Source organism: Streptomyces endocoffeicus, assembly GCF_016741935.1.
In the GTDB taxonomy this organism is placed as follows: Bacteria; Actinomycetota; Actinomycetes; order Streptomycetales; family Streptomycetaceae; genus Streptomyces; species Streptomyces endocoffeicus.
Genome location: NZ_JAERRG010000001.1, coordinates 742,425 through 765,751 on the forward strand (window position 1 = coordinate 742,425; position 23,327 = coordinate 765,751).

A 23,327-nucleotide genomic window follows, 5' to 3' on the forward strand; every position below is an offset into this window, starting at 1 on the left:
TCACAGCCGGTCGGCGAGAAAACGTCCGATACGGGCCGCGTGACGGGCGTCGGTCATCAGATCTCCGTGGTTGGAGTCTATGGGGCAGATCTCGATCGACCCGCCTATCAGGGGTTGCCACAAGTTGACATTCAGTAGGGTTTCCCGGTCAGTGGGTTTCCGTTCCGCGGACACGAAAAGCATGTCCCCGTCGAAGAACTGGGGCACGTAGGACCGCATGATCCGGACATTGTTCACGTAGACGTCCTTGAGGGCCAGCACGTCCTGGGCCTCGAGGTGGTCGAGGTGCGCCATGGGGTGATTTCCCGCTTGCAGGAACTCCCGGAAGCGCACCAGAACCCGCTCCTGGTCTGCTATGAGCTCGGCCATGTCGAAGGTGAACCCCATGGCCCGCAGATTGTTCGCGACGACCTCGTGCTCCACCGGCTCCGAGTGGTCGCTGTGCTCCCCCGGCGGATAGGAGTCGAGCACCGCGAGCATCCCGACCTCCTCGCCCTCCGCTCGTATCCGGACGGCCAGCGCCTGCGCGGTCAGCCCGCCGAAGGACCAGCCGGCGAGCCGGTAGGGGCCATGCGGCTGCACGGAGCGGATCCGGGCGAGGTAGTCCTCGACCATCTCGTCCATGGACGCCGGGAGCGGTCCGGCGCCGTCGAGGCCGCGGGCCTGGACGCCGTAGACCGGTACCTCGGGGCCGAGGTGGCGGACCAGTCCCGAGTAGCACCAGCTGAAGCCGCCTCCCGGGTGCAGGAAGAACAGCGGAGGGGCCGAGCCGCGGGCTCGCAGGGGCAGCAGTGTCCCCGTCGAGTCGCCCTCCACAGCCGCCTCGCCCGTCAGCAGGCGGGCGAGCGCGGCCGGTGAGGGTGCGTCGAAGACCGCGCGCACGGGCAGGTCGCCGCCCATCTCGTCGCGGATCCGGCCGACCAGCCGGGCGGCGAGGAAGGAGTGGCCGCCGAGGTCGAAGAACTCGTCGTCGGCTCCGACCTCCGCCACGCCCAGGACCTCGGAGAACAGGGCGCACAGGGCGCGCTCCTCGGGGGTCCTCGGCACGCCCGGCGCGGTACCGGTCCGGTACTCCGGCGCCGGCAGCGCGGCCCGGTCGAGCTTGCCGTTGGGCGTCAGGGGCAGCGCGCCCAGGGTGACGAACGCGGCGGGGACCATGTGGTCGGGCAGGTGCCGGGCGGTGTGCTCGCGCAACCGGCGCGCCTCGGGCTCCGCGCCGTGCGCCCCGACCACGTAACCGACCAGGCGCCGGTCCCCCGGCCGGTCCTCCCGTACGACCACGGCCGCCCGCGCCACCTCCGGGGCGGCGGTGAGGACCGCCTCGATCTCACCCGGTTCGATGCGGAACCCGCGGACCTTGACCTGGGTGTCGGTGCGCCCCAGATACATGAGTTGTCCGGCGCGGGTGAGGCGGGCCAGGTCGCCGGTGCGGTACATCCGGGCGCCCGGCGGGCCGTAGGGATCGGCGACGAACCGCTCCGCGGTGCGGTCGGCGCGGGCGATGTAGCCGCGGGCCAGAGCGGTTCCGGTGATGTACAGCTCTCCGGGGACGCCCGGCGGCACCGGGTTCAGCCAGGGGTCGAGCAGCCGCACGGCGGTGTTGTCGACGGGCCGCCCGATGGGGGCGGGGCCGGGCGTCCAGGCGTCGGGGTCCGCCGGGAGCGGGCAGGCCGTCGCCACATGGGTCTCGGCGGGGCCGTAGTGGTTGTGCAGCCGCCGTCCGGGGCGGTCGGCGCAGAACGTGCGGATGGCGCCGTGCGGGGTGAGCGCCTCACCGGCCTGTACCAGGTCGGTGAGGCGCGGCAGTTCGAGCCCCTGGGCGGTGGCGGCCTCGCACACGGCGTCGATGACCAGGTTGGGCGCGTACAGCTCCTGGACGCCCGTGTCGTGCAGCCACCGCGCCAGGCGGGCCGGGTCCCGGCGGACGTCCTCGGGGCAGACCACGAGGGTCTTGCCGTGCAGCAGGGCGGAGAGGATCTCCTGGACGGAGACGTCGAAGCTGACCGCGGTGAACTGGGCCACCCGGGTGCCCGGCCCGCCCGGCAGCTGCGCCTGGTGCCAGTCCAGAAGGTTGGCGAGGGCGCCCGCGGGCATCAGCACGCCCTTGGGGCGCCCGGTCGAACCCGAGGTGTAGATGACGTACGCCGGGTGCGCGGGGTCGAGCGGCCCGGCGCGTTCGTCGTCGGTGACATCGGTCGCGGGGTACGCGGCGAGCGCTTCGGCGGCCTGCCGGTCGTCGATCGCGAGCGTACGGCCGGCGAGCGCTTCCGGAAGTGCCCCGGCCAGTTCGCTGGTGGTCAGCACGAGGGCGGGGCGGGCGTCCTCGAGCATGAACGCGATGCGCCCGGCCGGGTACTCGGGGTCGACGGGCAGATACCCGGCGCCGGCCTTGAGAACCGCCATGAGGGCGGTGACCAGGCCGGCCGACCGGGGCATGGCGACCGCGACGAGGTCCTCGGGGCCCACCCCGCGGTCGATGAGCAGCCGGGCGAGGCGGTTGGCGCGCGCGTTCAGCTCCGGGTAGCCGACCGCGCCGGCCGCGGTTTCCACGGCCACGCCGTGCGGGCTGCGGGCGACGGCCGTCTCGAACCTCTCGGACAGCGAGGCGTCCGGCGCGGCGCGGACCGCGCCGTGCCCGCCGGTCAGCACCATGGCCCGTTCGCCCTCGTCGAGGAGTTGCACCTCCCCGAGGTGCGCCTGCGGGTTCGCGGTCATGGCCGTCAGCAGCCGCAGGAGCCGCGCGACGATCCGCTCTGCCGTGTCGCGCTCGAAGAGATCGGTGCTGAATTCCAGACCCGCGTTCAGCCCGTCCGCACTGCCGTCGGGGGCGTGCCGCTCGGCGAAGGACAGCAGCAGATCGAATTTGGCCGTCCCCGTGTCCGAGTCCAGTTGCTCGACCGTGAGGCCCGGCGCCCCCACGCCGCCCTCGGGGGCCGCCGCGTCCGCCGGTGTCTGCCGCCGCTCGGTGTTGTTGAAGGTGAGCATGGTCTGGAACACCGGGTGCCGGGACTGTGAGCGCTTGGGGTTGAGCGCCTCCACAAGCCGCTCGAACGGCAGGTCCTGATGGGAGTACGCCGCCAGGTCCGTGTCCCGGACGCGGGCGATCAGCTCCCGGAAGGTGGGGTTGCCGGAGGTGTCGGTGCGCAGCACCAGCGTGTTGACGAAGAATCCGACGAGATCGTCCAGGGCGTCGTCGGTGCGACCGGCCACCGGGGTGCCCAGCGGGATGTCGGTGCCCGCCCCGAGCCGGGTGAGCAGCGCGGCGACCGCGGCCTGGACCACCATGAAGGGGCTGGCCTTGGTGGCGCGCGCCAGGGAGCGGATCCGCTCGTACAGCGGTCCGGGCACCTGGTAGGGGATGCGTTCGCCGCGATGGGCGGAGGTGGCGGGGCGCGGCCGGTCGGCGGGCAGCGCGAGCTCGTCCGGCAGCCCGGCCAGGGTCTGCTTCCAGTAGGCGAGCTGACGCGAGATCAGGCTGTCCCCGTCGTCCTCGGAGCCGAGCACCTCGTGCTGCCACAGGCTGTAGTCGGCGTAGCTCACGGGCAGCGGCCGCCAGGCGGGGGCGGCGCCGTCGCGCCGTGCGGCGTAGGCGGAGACGATGTCGCGGGCGAGCAGCGGCACCGACCAGCCGTCGCCCGCGATGTGGTGGACCAGGAGCAGCAGCACATGTTCCCGCTCACCGGTCTCGAACAGCCACACCCGCAGGGGGAGTTCCTCGGTCAGCTCGAAGCCGTACCCCACGGCGGCGGCGATCTCCCGCTCCAGGCGGTCCGGCGGCACATCGGGGACGACGGTCAGCGCGGGCCGTGCCTCCGGGCCGTGCAGCACGACCTGGTACGGGCCTTCGGCGTCCTCGGCGAAGACCGTGCGCAGCGACTCGTGGCGCTCCGCGACGTCCATGAGCGCGTCCCGCAGCGCCGCGCGGTCCAGATCGCCGGTGAGCCGCAGCGCGAAGGGGATGTTGTACGTCGGGGAGGGGCCCTCGAAGCGGTGCAGGAACCACAGCCGGCGCTGGGCGAAGGAGGCCGGGACGCGCCCGGGGCGCGGTTCGGCGGGCAGCAGCGCCGGCCGGGCCGATCCGGCCGTGTCGAGGGCGCGGGCGATCCCGGCCACGGTCGGCGTGTCGAACAGCTGCCGCACCGCCAGCTCGGCACCGAACACCGAGCGGATGCGCCCGGCGAGCCGGGTGGCGAGCAGTGAGTGTCCGCCGGCGTCGAAGAAGTCGTCGTCGATGCCGACCGTCGGCAGCCCGAGGACCTCCGCGAAGAGGCCGCACAGGATCTCCTCCTGGGGGCCGCGCGGGGCACGGCGTGCCCCGGTGGCGGCGGCCGGACCGGTGTCGGGCACGGGCAGGGCCCTGCGGTCCACTTTGCCGTTGGCGGTCAGCGGCAGCGCGTCGAGGACGACGAACGCGGCGGGCACCATGTAGTCGGGGAGTTCGGCGGCGAGGTGCGCCCGCAGGTCCTCCGGGGACGGGGTGGTGCCGCGTTCGGCGACGAGGTGGGCCACCAGGCGTCTGTCGCCGGGGCGCGGCTCCTGCACGGTGACGACGGTCTGGGCGACGTCGGGGTGGCCGCCCAGCCGCGCCTCGATCTCACCGAGCTCGATGCGGAAGCCGCGCAGCTTCACCTGTTCGTCCGCGCGCCCGAGATATTCGAGGGCGCCCTCGGGGCTCCAGCGCACCAGGTCGCCGGTGCGGTACATGCGGGCGCCGGGCGGGCCGTAGGGGTCGGCGACAAAGCGTTCCGCGGTGATCCCGGGGCGCCGCCAGTAGCCGCGTGCCAGGCCCGCTCCGGCGATGTGCAGCTCGCCCGCCGTGCCGGGCGGCACCGGGCGCAGCCCCGTGTCCAGGACCATCAGCCGGGTGTTGTCCAGGGGGCCGCCGATGGGGACGGAGGCGGGGACCTCCTGCCCCCGGGGAAGCCGGTGGCGCACCGCGAACGTGGTCGTCTCGGTGGGCCCGTACACGTCGACGACGGTCGTGTCGGGGCAGGCGCGCATCACCCGGCGGACGGACGCGGCGGGGACCGCCTCTCCCCCGGTCCACACCTCGTGGAGGCCCGCGAAGTGTTCGGGCGCCTCGTCGGCGACGAGCTGGAAGAGACCGGTGGTCAGGAACAGCCCGGTGATCTCGTGCTCGACGAGCAGCTTGCCGAGCAGGTCGGCGTCGAGGTCGCCGGGCGGGGCGACGACGGCGGTGCCGCCGGTCAGCAGTGGCACCCACATCTCGTAGGTGGAGGCGTCGAAGGCGTGCGGCGAGTGGATCAGGACCCGGGTGTGGGCACCGCCGGTGAACGAGCGGTCATGGGCGAGTTCGAGCACATGGCGGTGGGTGGCGGCGACGCCCTTGGGGGTTCCGGTGGAGCCGGATGTGTGGCAGATGTAGGCGATCTGGTCGGCGTGGACGCGCGGCAGCGGCTCCCTGGGCGCGGGACCGGGTTCCGGGGCGTCGTCGTCCACGACGACCGACGGAAGTCCCAGGTCCGCGGCGCGGTCGGCGTTCGCCCGGTCGGTCAGCACCAGGGAGACACCGGCGAGGCCGGTGAGCAGACGCAGCCGGTCGGCCGGGTCGCGCTGGCGCAGCGGGACGTACGCGCCGCCCGCCTTGCAGACTCCCAGCGCGGACACGACGACGTTCGCCGAGCGCTCCATGAGCAGCGCCACCGGGGTCTCCGAAGCCACTCCGAGCCGGGTCAGGCGGTGCGCCAGCGCCTCGGAGCGGGCGTCGAGCGCGGCGTAGTCGAGCGCGTCGGCGCCGGTGCGGACGGCGATGGCGTGCGGGGTGCGGGCGGCCTGGGCCCGGAACGCCTCCGGCAGGCTGAGGTCCGGGATGTCGGTGTCCGCGCCGCGGCCGAACCCGGACACGGCCCGGTGTTCGTCCCGGGAGAGCAGCTCGAGTCGGCCAACGGGCCGCAGCGGGTCGGTGGCGACCGCGGTGAGGACGCGGACCACGCGGTCCAGGACGGCGCGGGCCGACGCCTCGGTGACCAGGTCGGGCTGGTGGTCCAGGCGCAGCCGCAGCAGGCCGCCGCGGCCGACCGCGACGAGCGCCAGCGGATAGTGGGCGGCGTCGCGGTTGCGGGCACCGACGACGGTCAGGCCGCGCGCCCCGCCCGGCTTGTCGTTCCCGGCCGCGAGGTCCACGGGGTAGTTCTCGAACACCATCGTGGTGTCGAAGAGTTCACCGGCTCCGGCGAGCCGCCGCACCTCGGCGAGGTCGATCTGCTGGTGGGCCTGGAGCCGGGTCTGCTCGTCCTGGACCCGGCGCACCATGTCCACCAGCGGCTCGGCGGGGCGCAGCCGTATCCGGACGGGCAGGGTGTTGATGAACAGGCCCACCATCGTCTCGACCCCGGCGAGTTCGGGCGGCCGCCCGGAGACGGTGGCGCCGAACGCCACGTCGTCGCGGCCGGTCAGCCCGCCGAGGACGACCGCCCAGGCGCCCTGCACCAGCGAGTTGAGGGTCAGCGCACGCTCCCGGGCGAGGGCCGCGAGCGCCTCGTAGGCGGCGGGTTCGAGCTGGGCGTCCAGGCGTCCCGGCACGACCGCGGGCCGGTCGCCGGCCCGGGGCGCGACCAGGGTGGGGCCGTCGAGTCCGGCCAGCGCCTCGCGCCACGCGGCCACCGCGGCGTCCCGGTCCTGGTCGGCGAGCCAGCGCAGATAGTCCCGGAAGGGCCGGACCCGTGGCAGCCCGCTGTCGTCGCCCCGGGACGCGTACAGCGCGAGCAGTTCGCGCAGCACCATCGGGCGCGACCATCCGTCCAGCAGGATGTGGTGGTTGGTCAGGATGAAGCGGTGCCGGCCGTCGCCGAGCCGCAGCAGGGTGAACCGCATCAACGGCGGCTTGTTGAGGTCGAAACGGCGCCGCCGGTCCGCCTCCAGCACCCGGTCCGCCGCCGCGGCGCGCTCGTCCTCGGACAGCGCGGCGAGGTCGATTTCCTCCCAGGGCAGGGTCACCTCGTGCGGAATGAACTGGACGGGCCGCCGCAGGCCCGCGTAGCGGAAGCCCGCGCGCAGATTGGCGTGGCGCCGCAGCAGAGTGCGGCACGCGCTGCGCAGCGCCTCCGGGTCGAGGTCGCCCTCCAGGTCCATGGTGTCCTGCACGACATAGACGTCCGGCGCCGCCTCGTCGTAGACGCTGTGGAAGAGCAAGCCCTCCTGCAGCGGGGCCAGCGGCAGGATGTCCTGCAGTCCGGACTGCGTCGCCATCACATGGTCCTCCAGTCGTCTTCCAGCAATTCGATCTCGTCCTGGCTCAGCAGGCTCAGGGAAACGTCCGAGACGGTGAGCCCGCCCGCGTCGGGGCGTTCCGCGTGCTCGGTGAGGGCCGTGAGGGCCTGGAACCACAGGTCCGCCAGCGCGCCGACCTCGGTCCGGTCGAGGATGCCCTCCGCCCAGGTCCAGGTGGCGGCCAGTTCGGGTCCGCGCGGTCCGTCGTCGGTACGGGCGTTGAGCTCCAGGGGGTGGGCGAGCGGAACCCGGGGGTCGGTGCCGCCGATGCCGGCGGCGCTGGTGAGCACGGTCCAGTCCGGGACCGTGGCGCTGCCCGCCTCCTCGGCGTCCGCGACCGTGAAGCGTCCCAGGTAGTTGAAGGCCACCCGCGGCTCGGGCAGGCGGGTGAACCCCGGTGCGGTGCTCGCGTTGAGATACCGGACCAGGCCGTAGCCGATGCCCTTGTCGGGCACGGCCCGCAGCTGCTCCTTGATCCGCTTGACGGCCTCCCCCGCGGCCGGGCCCCCCGCGAACGCGTCGGCGAGGTCGACGCCGCCCGGGTCGATCCGTACGGGGTAGAGGCTGGTGAACCAGCCCACGGTGCGGGACAGGTCCACGGCGCCCACGAGGTCCTCCTCACGCCCGTGGCCCTCCAGGTCGAGGAGCACCCCGGCGGGCGGCCCGCCCGCGCCCCAGGCGCCCCGGCCGCCGCGCCAGCGGGCCCACGCCAGAGCGAACGCCGTCAGCAGCACGTCGTTGATCTCGGCGGTGAACACCGAGGGCACGCGGGTGAGCAGATTCTCGGTGACCGCGACCGGCAGCGTGACCGTCAGATGCGCCGCGCTCCCGTACCTGTCCCGGGCCGGGTCCAGTGCCCGTCGGCCCAGCAGCGGGTCCCCCGGCCGCAGCACCTCCTGCCACCAGGCGGCCTCCGCCGCCCGCGCGGGCCGTGCCGCCGCCTCCGTCAGGCGCTGCGCCCAGCGGCGCAGCGAGGTGCCCACGGGCTGGAGTTCCGGCTGTCGCCCGGCGCTCACGGCCCGGTACGCCTCGGCCAGGTCGGGTACGAGGACGCGCCAGGACACCCCGTCGACCACCAGGTGGTGGACGAGGAGGAGCAACAGGCCCGGAGTGTCCGCGCCGCGGTCGAACCAGACCACCTGGACGAGTCGTCCCGCGTCCAGGTCCAGACGCTCCCGTGCGGCTTCGGTCTCCCGCCGTACGAGATCCCGCTGGGCCGGCTCCTCGAGTCCGGCGGCGGCCACGCGGCGGACCAGGGACGCGGCGTCGACCGTGCCCGGTCGGCGTACCTCCAGCCGCCGTTCGTCGGCGGCGGTGAGCCGGGCCCGCAGGGCGCCGTGGTGGTCGAGCACCGACTGCACCGCGGACCGCAGATGCTCATGGCGGAGGGCCGCGGGCACCTGGATGAGCCGCGACTGGTTGAACTGGTCGGCCGGGCCGCCTCGTTCGAGGAACCAGCGCACGATCGGCGTCAGTGGTACGTCTCCGACGTCCGCCCCCGGCTCCTCCGCGGCCACCCGGACGGTCTCCGTGGCGATGTCGGCGAGCGCGGCGACCGTGCGGTGCTCGAAGACGTCGCGCACCGCGAGTTCGAGTCCGGCCCGCCGGGCGCGGCTGACGAGTTGGATGGACATGATGCTGTCGCCGCCGAGATCGAAGAAGCCGTCGTCGATGCCGACCCCGTCCAGCCCCAGCACGTCGGCGAACAGCGCGCACAGGGTCTTCTCCCGCTCGGTGCGCGGGCCCCGCCGGTCCGCCTCCGGCTTCCCGCCGTACACGGGCGCGGGCAGGGCGCGCCGGTCGAGCTTCCCGTTCAGGGTGAGCGGGAGCGCGTCCAGGACGACCACGGCCGACGGCACCATGTGCTCGGGCAGGGCGGTGGCGAGATGGGCGCGCAGCGCGTCGGACCCGGGGGTGGACTCGGCGCGGGCGGTCGGCACGGCATAGGCCACGAGGCGTTTGTCGCCGGGCCGGTCCTCGCGCAGGATCACCGCGGCCTGGGCCACCGAGGCGTGCGCCTCGACCGCCGCCTCGATCTCGCCGAGCTCGATGCGGAAGCCGCGCAGCTTGACCTGGTCGTCGACGCGGCCGTGGTACTCCAGGCGCCCGTCGGCCAGTCGGCGTCCGGTGTCCCCGGTGCGGTACATGCGGCCCTCGCCGAACGGGTCGGCCACGAAGCGCTCGGCGGTGAGGCCGGGCCGGCCGAGATAGCCGCGGGCCAGACCGGCTCCGACGACGTACAGCTCCCCGACGACACCCGTGGGGACCGGCCGGAGCCGCTCGTCCAGCACGTACACGGCGAGATCCGGGATCGGTTCGCCGATCACCGAGCCGGACGAGGCGGCGACGACGGCTTCGTCGAGCGCGACATGTGTGACGTGCACGGTGGTCTCCGTGATGCCGTACATGTTCACCAGGGACGGGGCGTCATCAGGGTGCCGGGAGTACCAGTCGGCCAGCCGGCCCGGCTCGAGCGCCTCGCCGCCGAAGACGACATGGCGCAGGCGGAGCCGCGCGGCGTCCTCGGAGTTGTCCCGGTCGGCCGCCATGAGCTGGTAGAAGGCCGACGGGGTCTGGTTCAGCACGGTGACGCGCTCGTCCACCAGGAGCTTCAGGAACCGGTCCGGGGTCCGGCTGGTCTCGTGGGAGACGACGACCAGCCGTCCGCCGTGCAGCAGCGGTCCCCACAGTTCCCAGACGGAGAAGTCGAAGGCGTAGGAGTGGAACAGCGTCCATACGTCGTCGGGGCCGAAGTCGAACCAGTGACCGGTCGAGTCCATCAGGCGTATCGCGTTGCCGTGCGGCACCTCGACCCCCTTGGGCCGCCCGGTGGATCCCGACGTGTAGATGACATACGCGGTGTCCAGGGGCGAGAGTGCCACATCCGGGTCGGCGGCGTGGTACCGCTCCGACTCGGCGAGCACATCGGGCGTCACGGTGAGGATCGGCCGCGCGTCGTCGATCATGTACGCGATGCGGTCGGCCGGGTAGGCCGGGTCGATGGGCACGTATGCCGCACCCGACTTCAGTACGCCGAGGACCGCGACGACCAGCTCCTCGGTGCGGGGCATGCTCAGGCCCACATACCGCCGTGGGCCCGCTCCCCGCTCGCGCAGCAGATGGGCCAGCCGGTTCGCCCGCGCGTTCACTTCGGAGTAGGTGAGGGACGTGGTCTCGTATGTCACCGCGATCGCGTCCGGAGTGGCGGCCACCTGCCGCTCGAACCTGGACACGATCGTGTCGCCGGAGATCGTGTCGCCGGAGGCGGCGGGGTGCCGTGGCGGCGCGGTCAGCTCGCGCCACTCGGCCGGGTCGAGGATCCGGAGGTCCTGTATCCGGACGGCCGGGTCGGCCGCCACCTGCTCCAGCAGGCGGACGAAGCGGTCGGCGATGCGCTGCGCGGTGGCCCGGTCGAACAGGTCCGTGCTGAAGTCCAGCGCGCAGCCCAGCCCGGCCCCGGTGGCCCCGGCCGCCCCGGCCGCCCCGGTGGTCTCGGTGATCTCGGTGATCTCGAAGGCGAGGTCGAACTTCGCCGAGGGCGCCCCGAGCGGTCGTCCGGTGACGGTGAGCCCCGTCCGCGCGGTGAGCGGCCGAGCGGCGTTGTTCAGGTTGAGGACGGTCTGGAAGAGCGGGTGCCGGGCCAGCGAACGCTCCGGGTTGACCACCTCGACCAGCCGCTCGAAGGGCAGGTCCTGGTGCGCGTACGCCTCCAGGTCCCGCGCCCGGACACGTTCGACCAGTTCGGTGAAGGTGGGGTTGCCGGAGGTGTCGGTGCGCAGCACCAGCGTGTTGACGAAGAACCCGACGAGGTCGTCCAGCGCGTCGTCGGTACGGCCCGCGACCGGTGTGCCGATGGGGATGTCGCTGCCCGCCCCGAGCCGGGTCAGCAGGGTCGCCAGGGCCGCCTGAAGGACCATGTACAGACTCGCGCGTTGCTCACCGGCGATCCGCGTCAGCCGCTCGTACAGGCCCGGCGGCAGCTCGAACCCGACCCGGTCGCCCCGGTAGGAGGCGGCGGCCGGCCGTGGCCGGTCGAAGGGGAGGGCCAGCTCCTCCGGGAGCCCTTCCAACGCCCGGGTCCAGTGGTCGAGCTGGCGCGCGATCTCGCTGCCCGAGTCGGACTCGTCGCCGAGGAGGTCACGCTGCCAGAGGCTGTAATCCGCGTACTGCACCGGCAACGGCTCCCAGGCGGGGGCGCGGCCGGACGTCACGCGGGCCGCGTACGCCGCCGTGAGGTCGCGGACCAGGATGCCGCGCGACCAGGCGTCGCTCGCGATGTGATGCGTCAGCAGGAGCAGGGCCGAACGGTCGGTTTCCGCACCGCCGGAGCCTCCGGCGGCGGCGGGCAGCCGGAACAGCGAGGCACGGATCGGTATCTCGGCGGAGAGATCGAAGGCGTACGCGGCGGCGTCGCGCATCAATCGGTCCACGGACCCCTCGTCGGCCACCTCCGCCACGCTCAGCGGAACCGGTGCCTGATCGGGTGCGAGGACGACCTGATAGGCGCCGCCGCCCGCGTCGTCGGCGAACACCGTGCGCAGGCTCTCGTGGCGCACGACCACGTCGTTCAGGGCCTGGCGCAGCGCCTCCTCGTCCAGCGCGCCGGTCAGGTCGAGGGAGACCACCATGTTGTAGGCATCGCTCGGCCCCTCCAGGTGCTGGAGGAACCACAGACGCTGCTGGGCGTGCGACAGCGGCACCCGGGCGGGCCGCTTCGCGCTCACCACCCGGCCCCGTACGGCGGCGGACTCGTCGAGTGCCGTGGCGAGTTCGGCGACGGTGGGTGCCTCGAAGACGCGGCGTACGGCGAGTTCGGCGTCCAGGACGGTACGGATGCGGCTGACCAGTTTGGTCGCGAGGAGGGAGTGGCCGCCGAGATGGAAGAAGTCGTCATCGATAGTGACCGACTCCAGGCCCAGTACCTCGGCGAACAGACCGCACAGGATCTCCTCGCGCGGTGAGCGCGGCGCCCGGCCGGTGGCGGTGTCGGGGCCATAGTCGGGCGCGGGCAGCGCCCGCCGATTCAGCTTCCCGTTCGCGGTGAGCGGGAAGGCATCCAGGGTCGTGAAGGCGGAGGGCACCATGTACCCGGGGAGTTGCGCGGCCACATGCTCACGCAGGGCCAGGGACTCCGGTCCACCCGCCACGGATGGAATGACATAGGCCACAAGACGCTTGTCCCCGGGCCGATCCTCACGCACCAGAACGGCGGCCTGCGCCACCTGCTCATGCCCGGCCAGCACGGCCTCGATCTCACCCAGCTCGATACGGAAGCCCCGCAGCTTGACCTGGTCATCGACCCGGGAGAGGTACTCCAGCTCGCCCACGGCCGTCCATCGCACCAGGTCACCGGTGCGATACATCCGCCCACCGCCGGTGCGGTCGAACGGATCGGCCACGAAGCGTTCAGCGGTCAGCCCCGAGCGTCCGTGATAGCCACGGACCACACCCTCACCCGCGATATACAGCTCACCGGGAACACCGGCCGGGACCGGCCGCAGGCCGTCGTCCAGCACATACACCTGGGTATTGGCGATCGGCCGCCCGATACGGGGCGCACGCGCGGTATCCGGGGTGACCGACCAGGCTGTCGACCAGATCGTGGTCTCCGTCGGGCCGTACATGTTCGTCACCGACCCGGCCCGCTCAGCCAACGCCACCGCCAGATCGGCGGGCAGAGCCTCACCACCGACGAGGACCCGCACTCCTGTGAGCACGGAGGCGTCCTCGGCCAGCACCGCCCGCCACAGGCTGGGCGTCGCCTGCATCACCGAGATCCGCTCATTGGTCACGAGCGCGCACAGCGCCACCGGATCCCGTACCGCATCCCGCTCCGCCACCACCACCGCCGCACCACTCAACAACGGCACGAACAGCTCAAGGCCCGCGATGTCGAACCCGACGGTGGTCACGGCCAGCAACCGGTCCGCCCCGGTGAGCTGGAACCGCTCCGCCATCGCCACCACAAAGTTCGCCAACGGCCCCTGCGGAACGACCACCCCCTTCGGCCGACCCGTCGACCCCGATGTGTAGATCACATACGCCGCGTGGGACGGCGCAGGGGGAACGAACCGCCGCTCCCCCTCCATCCGGGAAAGCTCCTCGGCGGTCTCGGGCGCGTCCAGCAGCACCCGTGGGAAGTCCACATCCGGCAGCACGGACTCCAACTCACCAGTGGTCAGGATGAGTTGAGGTGCTGCGTCCTGGAGCATGTAGGCGAGCCGGTCGGCCGGATACTCCGTGTCCAGCGGCAGGTACGCCGCCCCGGCCTTCCACACCGCCAGCAACGCGACCACCAGATCCACCGACCTCGGCAACGCCACCGCCACGAACGCCTCGGGCCGCACCCCACGGTCGGCCAGCAGCCGCGCGAGACGATCGGCCCGAACGTCCAGCTCGCGATACGACAGCGACACCCCACCAGCCACCACCGCCACCGCGTCCGGTGTCCGCGCCACCCGCTCCCCGAACAACTCCACCACCGAACGACCCGGCACCTCACCCGCCGTGTCATTCCAGTCCCACAACACCGACCGCGCCTCGGCCTCGTCCAGCAGCTCGACACGGTCGAGCGGCGCGTCCGGGGCGTCGACCATGCCCCGCAGCACCCGCAGATACCGCCGGCCGAGGGCTTCGACGGTGCTCCGATCGAACAGGTCGGTGCTGTACTCCAGCACTCCGGGCAGTCCCCCCGCGCCATGCGGCTGTTCGGTGAAGGCGAAGGACAGGTCGAACTTGCCCACTCCGGTGTCGGCCGCCATCGGCGACACGGTGAGATCGGGGATCCCGGCCACGGCCTGCTCGGTGGCCGCCGTGTCGGTGTTGTTGAACGCCAGAAGCACCTGGAAGAGCGGATGGCGGGCCAGCGAACGCTCCGGATTGAGCACCTCGACCAGCCGCTCGAAGGGCAGGTCCTGATGGGCGTAGGCGGCCAGGTTCCGGGTGCGCACACGCTCGATGAGCGCGCGGGCCGTGGGACGCCCCGACGTGTCGGCGCGCAGCACCAGCGTGTTGATGAAGACGCCGACCAGGTCGTCGAGCGCGGTGTCGGTGCGGCCCGCGATCGGTGTGCCGATGGGGATGTCCGTCCCCCCGCCGAGCCGGGTCAACAACGCCGCGAGCCCCGCCTGGACCACCATGAACGGGCTCGACTGCGTGTCCCGTGCGAGCGCGGCCACCTTGTCGTAGAGGTCGGCCGGAATCTCGAAGGGAATGCGGTCGCCCCGGTAGGAGGCGACGGACGGCCGCGGCCGGTCGTACGGCAACTCCAGCTGATCCGGCAGGTCCGCCAACGCGCCGGTCCAGTAGGTGAGTTGCCGTGCGATCTCACTCTCCGGATCGGACTCCTCGCCCAGGACGTCGCGCTGCCAGATGCTGTAGTCGGCGTACTGCACCGGCAGCGGTTCGAGTGCGGGAGCCTCGCCGGTGGTGACCCGCGCGGCATACGCGGCCGTCAGATCGCGTGCCAGCGGTGCGCGGGACCACGCGTCGCTCACGATGTGGTGCAGAACCAGCAGGAGAACGTGTTCCGCGCCGCCGTCGAGGGCGAACAGCGTTGCGCGGACTGGCAGTTCCGCCGCGTCGGCGGACAGGTCGAAGCCACGGCGGGCGGCCTTACGCAACTGCCCTTCGAGACTCACCCGGTCCGTTTCCACCGTCGTCAGCTCGGGGCTTGCCTCATCGGCCGGGCGCACGACCTGGTACGCACCGTCGGCGTCCTCGGTGAAGACGGTGCGCAGGCTCTCGTGCCGGGCGACCACATCGCCCAGGGCCAGCCGTAGGGCGTCCCGGTCCAGGGGGCCGGTCAGCCGCAGCGCGATGGGGACGTTGTAGGTGGCGCTGGGGCCCTCGAACTGGTTCAGGAACCACAGCCGCCGCTGGGCATACGACAGCGGAATCCGCTCCGGGCGCGGATCGGCCACCGTCAGGCCACGACGCACACCATCGGTCGCGAGGGCGGTGGAGATACCGGCGACGGTCGGGGTCTCGAAGAGCTGCCGGATGGGCAACTCCGCGTCCAGGACGGTACGGATGCGGCTGACCAGTTTGGTCGCGAGGAGGGAGTGGCCGCCGAGGTGGAAGAAGTCGTCATCGACGGTGACCGACTCCAGGCCGAGAACCTCGGCGAACAGACCGCACAGGATTTCCTCACGCGGCGAACGCGGCGCCCGGCCGGTAGCGGTGTCCGAACCGTAGTCGGGCGCGGGCAACGCACGCCGGTCCAGCTTTCCGTTGGGGGTCAACGGCAGCTCTTCGAGGGTGACGAAGGCCGAGGGGACCATATAGTCGGGTAGCGACCCGGCGGCGTGCTCCCGCAGGTCCGTATCGGAAACGCTGGGATCCGCCACGACGTACGCGACCAGTCGCCGGTCCCCGGCCCGGTCCTCCCGTACGACGGCGGCCGCCTGCGCCACCTCGGGGTGACCGCTCAACACGGCCTGAATCTCGCCCAGTTCGATACGGAAGCCCCGCACCTTGACCTGGTCATCCACCCGGCCCACGTAGACCAGTTGGCCATCGGCGTTCCAGCGCGCTACATCACCCGTGCGATACATCCGCGCACCCGCCGGACCGTAAGGATCGGCGGTAAACCGCTCAGCGGTCAGATCCGCACGCCCCAAGTAGCCACGCGCCAGCACCACACCACCGATGTACAGCTCACCGGCCACGCCCGGCGGCACCGGACGCAGACCGGCATCCAGCACATAGGCGCGGGTGTTCCAGAACGGCCGCCCAATCGGCACCGCACCACCAGCAACCTCCTGACCAGGCTCGATCCGGAAGTCGGCGCAGTTGACCGTCGCCTCCGTCGGACCGTACGCGTTGACCACCCTTACACCCGGATGCGCCGCCCGCCAGGCTGCCAGCGCCTCGCCCACCAGCGCCTCACCACCGGTGATCAACGTCCCCGACGGCGACACCTCCTCGGGCAGCGCTTCCAGCATTCCCAGGTGGGAGGGGGTGACCTTCATAAACGACGGCCGACCAGCACCACCCGCCGACTCATCGAGGTCTGCCAGCACCACCCGGCCACCACTGACCAGCGGGGTGTAGAGCGCGGTGACGGTCAGGTCGAACGCGACGGAAGAATGCAGCAACGCCGTCCCCGACGCATCCGGATACACCTCACGCGCCCGCTCCAGATACGCCCCCACCGAACGATGCTCAACCACCACACCCTTGGGACGACCCGTCGAACCCGACGTATAAATCACATACGCGGGCGTATTGAGACTCACCACCGCCGACACCGGCTCATCCCCATACGCATCGGCCGCCCCGAGATCCGCCACGTCATCGATCACCAGGACCGGCCGGGCATCGCTCAGGATGTGAGCCTTGCGCTCCGCCGGATACTCCGGATCCACCGGCACATAAGCGCCACCGGCCTTCAGCACACCCAGCAGCGTCACCACCAACTCCACCGACCGGGGCAAGGCGATGGCCACAAACCGCTCGGGCCCCGCTCCCCGCTCGATCAGCCACCGGGCGACCCGGTTCGACCGCCCGTCCAGCTCCGCGTACGTCAGCCGGGCGTCACCGAACACCACGGCCACCGCGTCCGGCGTCCGCGCCACCTGCTCCGCGAACAGCACCGGCAGCGACACACCCCGTACGTCGCGCCGCTCGCCGTTCCACTCGACCAGCACCCGCTCCCGCTCCGCCGCATCCAGCAACTCCACCTCCCCGATACGACGCTCGGGGTCCTCGGCCAGCTCGGTCAGAACCCGGACGAAACGCTCGGCGACACTCTGCGCGGTGGCCCGGTCGAACAGATCGGTGCTGAAGTCCAGAGCCCCCTCCAGCACCACACTTCCGTCCGCATCGTCGCGCCGTTCACCGAGCCGGAAGGACAGGTCGAACTTCGCCCCTCCGGCGGCCACCGGTTCACCGGTCACTGACAGGCCCGGCAGCGAGGTGACGGCCGACGCCCCGGCCTGCTCGGTGTTGTTCAGCGTGAGCATCGTCTGGAAGAGCGGATGCCGGGCGAGCGAACGCTCCGGGTTGACCACCTCGACCAGCCGCTCGAAGGGCAGATCCTGGTACGCGTACGCCTCCAGATCCCGCGCCCGCACCCGCTCGATCAGCTCCGCGAACGTCGGGTTGCCGGAGGTGTCCGTCCGCAGCACCAAGGTGTTCACGAAGAAGCCGACGAGATCGTCCAGCGCGTCGTCCGTGCGGCCGGCGATGGCCGTGCCCAACGGGATGTCCGTCCCGGCGCCGAGCCGTGTCAGCAGCGTGGACAGCGCCGCCTGCACCACCATGAACAGGCTGGCCCGACGCTCACGGGCGATCCGCGTCAGCTCATCGTGAAGGGCGGATGGCAGCTCGAAGGTGATCCGATCGCCGTCGAACGAGGCGGTCGCCGGCCGTGGCCGGTCGAAGGGCAGCGGCAGTTCCTCCGGAAGGTCGGCCAGCGCCTCCTGCCAGTAGCCGAGTTGGCGGGAGATCTCGCTCTCCGCGTCGTGTTCGGCCCCCAGCACCTCGCGCTGCCAGATGCTGTAGTCCGCGTACTGCACCGGCAGCGGCTCCCACTCCGGAGCCTCACCGGAGCCGACTCGTGCCGCGTAGGCGCGTGTCAGATCGCGGGCCAGTGGGCCCATCGACCAGGCGTCGCTCGCGATGTGATGCGCGACGACCAGCAGGACGGACTCGTCATCGCCCAGCTCGAACAGCCACGCCCGTAGCGGCACATCGTCCATGAGGTCGAAGGGCGTCCGGATCGTCCGGTTCAGCTCTTCCCGTACGGCCTCCCGGTCGATCGCGGCCACCGTCAGGTCCACCTCGGCAGCGTCCAGGATCACCTGGTACGCACCGTCGGCGTCCTCGGCGAACACCGTACGCAGGCTCTCGTGCCGGGCCACCACATCGCCCAGGGCCAGCCGTAACGCGCGCGCGTCCAGCTCACCGCTCAGCCGCAGCGCCACCGGAATGTTGTACGTGGCACTCGGCCCCTCGAACTGGTGCAGGAACCACAACCGCTGCTGCGCCAGCGACAACGGCAACCGCGGCGGCCTCGGCACCACCGCTCGCAGCCGGGTCCGTGCCACCGCCGACGCGTCCAGCACATCAGCGAGTTCGGCGACGGTGGGTGCCTCGAAGACGCGGCGTACGGCGAGTTCGGCGTCCAGGACGGTACGGATGCGGCTGACCAGTTTGGTCGCGAGGAGGGAGTGGCCACCGAGGCCGAAGAAGTCGTCATCGACGGTGACCGACTCCAGGCCCAGCACCTCGGCGAACAGACCGCACAGGATCTCCTCACGCGGCGAACGCGGCGCCCGGCCGGTGGCGGTGTCCGAACCGTAGTCGGGCGCGGGCAGCGCCCGCCGGTCCAGCTTCCCGTTCGCGGTGAGCGGGAAGGCATCCAGCGTCACAAAGGCCGACGGCACCATGTACGCAGGGAGTTGCGCGGCCACGTGCTCACGCAGGGCCAGGGTTTCGGGGCTGCCCTCCACGGCCGGGATCACATAGGCGACGAGCCGTTTGTCGCCGGGCCGGTCCTCGCGGACGAGGACGGCGGCCTGGGCCACGCCGTCATGCCCGGCAAGCACCGTCTCGATCTCACCCAGCTCGATACGGAAGCCCCGCAGCTTGACCTGGTCATCGACCCGGGAGAGGTACTCCAGCTCACCCGCGGCCGTCCACCGCACCAGGTCACCGGTGCGATACATCCGCCCACCGCCGGTGCGGTCGAACGGATCGGCCACGAAGCGTTCGGCGGTCAGCCCCGAGCGTCCGTGATAGCCACGGACCACACCCTCACCCGCGATATACAACTCACCCGGCACCCCGACCGGCACCGGCCGCAACCCACCATCCAGCACATACACCTCGGTATTGGCGATCGGCCGCCCGATACGCGGCGCACCCGCCCCCTCCGACGTGACCGACCACGCCGTCGACCAGATCGTGGTCTCCGTCGGGCCATACATATTCGTCACCGACCCGGCCCGCTCAACCAACGCCACCGCCAGATCAGCGGGCAGAGCCTCACCACCCACCAACACCCGCACACCCGCCAGCACCGAAGCATCCTCGGCCAGCACCGCACGCCACAAACTCGGCGTCGCCTGCATCACCGAAATCCGCTCAGCCGACACCAACCCACACAACGCCACCGGATCCCGCACCACATCCCGCTCCGCCACCACCACCGCCGCACCACTCAACAACGGCACGAACAGCTCCAGACCCGCGATATCGAACCCGACGGTGGTCACCGCCAGCAACCGGTCCGCCCCGGTGAGCTGCAACCGCTCCGCCATCGCCACCACGAAATTCGCCAACGACCCCTGCGGCACCACCACACCCTTCGGCCGACCCGTCGACCCCGACGTATAAATCACATACGCGGAGGTGGTGAGGTCCATCGCCGCCCGTGCCTCCTCGGGCCCGGCCGGATCGTCCAGCGCGTCCCGCACGACGGGCTCGTCCAGGAGCAGACGCGGAATCTCGATGGTCTCGGGGAGATGGTCGCCGGTCTCCGTCGTGGTGAGGATGAGAGTCGGTGCGGCGTCCTGGACCATGTAGGCGAGCCGGTCGGCCGGATACTCCGTATCCAGCGGCAAGTACGCCGCCCCCGCCTTCCACACCGCCAGCAACGCCACCACCAGATCCACCGACCTCGGCAACGCCACCGCGACAAAGCCCTCGGCCCGCACCCCACGGTCAACCAGCAACCGCGCCAGACGCCCGGCCCGAGCGTTCAACTCGCCGTACGACAGCGACGCCCCACCAGCCACCACCGCCACCGCGTCCGGCGTCCGCGCCACCCGCTCCCCGAACAACTCCACCACCGAACGGCCCGGCACCTCACCCGCCGTGTCATTCCAGTCCCACAACACCGACCGCGCCTCCGCCTCGTCCAGCACATCGACGCGGGCCAGCGGGGCGGTCGGCTCGGCCACGGCCTGGGTGAGGAGCCGGAGGAACCGTTCGGTGAGGGTGTGTGCCGTCGCGCGGTCGAACAGGTCGGTGCTGAACTCCAGGACACCGTTGAGCGCGTGCACCTGCCCATTCTCGTCATGGCTCTCGACGAAGCCGAAGGCGAGGTCGAACTTGGCCACGGACGTTTCGACCTGCTGACGGTCGGCGGTGAGCCCGGGAAGACCCCCGAGGGAGTCCAACGCCCCTTGATAGTCGGTGTTGTTGAGGGTCAGCAACACCTGGAAGAGGGGGTGCCGGGAGAGCGAACGCTCCGGGTTGAGCACCTCGACCAGCCGCTCGAAGGGCAGGTCCTGATGGGCGTACGCGCCCAGGTTCGTCTCCCGGACCCGGTAGAGGAGCTCGGCGAAGCCGGGGTTCCCCGAGGTGTCCGTGCGCAGCACCAGCGTGTTCAGGAAGACACCGATCAGGTCGTCGAGCGAGGTGTCGGTCCGGCCGGCGATCGGTGTGCCGATGGGGATGTCCGTCCCCCCGCCGAGCCGGGTGAGCAGCGCCGCAAGGCCGGCCTGAAGCACCATGAACGGGCTGGCCTGCGCCTCCCGGGCCAGCTCGCCGATCCGTGCGTACAGCTCCGCGGACACCTGGAACGGAACGCGATCGCCCCGGTAGGAGGCGACGGGCGGGCGCGGCCGGTCGTACGGCAGCTCCAGCTGATCCGGCAGGCCCTCCAGCGCGGTGGTCCAGTAACCGAGCTGGCGCGAGATCTCGCTGTCGGAGTCGGACTCGTCGCCGAGGACATCGCGCTGCCAGATGCTGTAGTCCGCGTACTGCACCGGCAGCGGCTCCCACTCAGGGGCATCGCCCGAGGTGACCCGCGCGGTGTACGCCGCCGCCACGTCCCGCGCCAGCGGTGCGCGCGACCATGCGTCGCTCACGATGTGGTGTGTCAGGGCGAGCAGCACATGCTCCTCTTCCGCGACCGCGAACAGCACGGCGCGGAAGGGGATTTCGGCAGCCAGGTCGAAGGGACGGGCCGCCGCCTCGGCCAGCGCCTCGTCCAGCCGCTCCTCGTCGGTCTCCACCAGCGGGAGCTCCGCACATACCTCGTTCATGGGCAGGACGATCTGCCAGGAGCCGTCGGTGTCCTCGGTGAAGACGGTGCGCAGGCTCTCGTGCCGGGCCACCACATCGCCCAGGGCCTGGCGCAGCGCGTCCCGGTCCAGCCGCCCGGTCAGCCGCAGCGCGACCGGAGCGTTGTAGGTGGCGCTGGGGCCCTCGAACTGGTTCAGGAACCACAGCCGCCGCTGGGCATACGACAGCGGAATCCGCTCCGGGCGCGGATCGGCCACGGTGACGCGGCGACGCACACCGTCGGTCGCGAGGGCGGTGGAGATACCGGCGACGGTGGGGGTCTCGAAGAGCTGCCGGATGGGCAACTCCGCGTCCAGGACGCCACGGATCCTGCTGACCAGCCGGGTGGCCAGCAGCGAGTGGCCACCGAGCCGAAAGAAGTCATCGTCGACGGTGACCGACTCCACGCCCAGCACCTCGGCGAACAGACCACACAGGATCTCCTCGCGCGGCGAACGCGGCGCCCGGCCAGGGACAGCGTCCGAACCGTAGTCGGGCGCGGGCAACGCACGCCGGTCCAGCTTTCCATTCGGCGTCAGCGGCAGCTCGGAGAGGGTGACAATCGCCGACGGCACCATGTAATCCGGCAGCGAAGCGGCCGCGTGCTCCCGCAGAACCGCGATGTCAAGGTGATCCGCCACCACATAGGCGACCAGTCGCTGGTCCCCGGCCCGATCCTCCCGCACGGCCACCGCGGCCTGAGCCACATCGGGATGGCCACGCAGCACAGCCTGGATCTCGCCCAGTTCGATACGGAAGCCCCGCACCTTGACCTGGTCATCCACCCGGCCCACGTACACGAGCTGTCCATCGGCGTTCCAGCGCGCCAGATCCCCGGTGCGGTACATCCGCGCACCCGCCGGACCAAAGGGATCAGCGGTAAACCGCTCCCCCGTCAGATCCGGACGACGCCAATACCCCCGTGCCAGGACCACACCACCGATGTACAGCTCACCGGCCACGCCCGGCGGCACCGGACGCAACGAGGCGTCCAGCACATACGCCCGCGTGTTCCAGAACGGCCGCCCGATCGGCACCGCACCACCAACAACCTCCTGACCAGGCTCGATCCGGAAGTCGGTGCAGTTGACCGTCGCCTCGGTGGGACCGTACGCATTGACCACCCTCACATCCGGATGCGCCGCCCGCCAGGCTGCCAGCGCCTCGCCCACCAGCGCCTCACCACCGGTGATCAGCGTCCCCGACGGCGACACCTCCTCGGGCAGCGCTTCCAGCATTCCCAGGTGGGAGGGGGTGACCTTCATAAACGACGGTCGACCAGCACCACCCGCCGACTCATCGAGGTCTGCCAGCACCACCCGGCCACCGCTGACCAACGGCGTGTACAACGCCGTCACCGTCAGATCGAACGCCACCGACGAATGCAGCAACGCCGTCCCCGACGCATCCGGATACACCTCGCGTGCCCGCTCCAGATACGCCCCCACCGAACGATGCTCAACCACCACACCCTTAGGCCGACCCGTCGAACCCGACGTATAAATCACGTAGGCCGGAAGCGACAGCTCCCGCACCTCTTCCACCGGCTCATCCGAGTACGCATCGGCCGCCACGAGATCCGCGACCCCATCGATCACCAGCACCGGCCGCGCATCACTCAGGATGTGGGCCTTGCGCTCCGCCGGATACTCCGGATCCACCGGCACATACGCGCCGCCTGCCTTCAGCACACCCAGCAGCGTCACCACCAGCTCCACCGACCGCGGCAACACCACACCCACAAACCGCTCAGCCCCCACCCCCTGCCCCACCAGCCACCGCGCCACCCGATTCGACCACGCCTCCAACTCCGCATACGTCAGCCGAACGTCACCGCACACCACCGCCACCGCATCCGGCGTCCGCACCACCTGCTCCGCGAACAACACCGGCAACGACACACCCCGCACACCCCGCGACTCACCATTCCACTCGACCAGCACCCGCTCCCGCTCCGCCGCATCCAGCAACTCCACCTCACCGATACGACGCTCGGGGTCCTCGGCCAGCACGGTCAGCACGCGGACGAAACGCTCGGCGACACTCTGCGCGGTGGCCCGGTCGAACAGATCGGTGCTGAA

Annotated in this window: 2 protein-coding genes (1 of these 2 only partly in view); both read right to left on the reverse strand. The window is 71.5% G+C overall.

Annotation, left to right across the window (positions count from 1 at the left end; genetic code table 11):
• Positions 1–7,209 (reverse strand): non-ribosomal peptide synthetase, encoded by a 7,209-nt coding sequence (locus JK364_RS03265; RefSeq protein WP_201847282.1) that lies wholly within the window; start codon positions 7,207–7,209, stop codon positions 1–3.
• Positions 7,209–23,327 carry the 3' portion of a non-ribosomal peptide synthetase gene (locus JK364_RS03270; protein ID WP_201847284.1) on the reverse strand. 4,392 nt of this gene lie beyond the right edge of the window, so 16,119 of the gene's 20,511 nt are visible here — the last part of the coding sequence; its start codon lies off the right edge, out of view; it ends in the stop codon at positions 7,209–7,211. The genes JK364_RS03265 and JK364_RS03270 overlap by 1 nt, the downstream gene beginning before the upstream one ends.

What these genes read in the sequence shown, in the direction of transcription:
- JK364_RS03265 (WP_201847282.1), bottom strand. Translation starts at nt 7,209, where the DNA reads ATGGCGACGCAGTCCGGACTGCAGGACATCCTGCCGCTGGCCCCGCTG.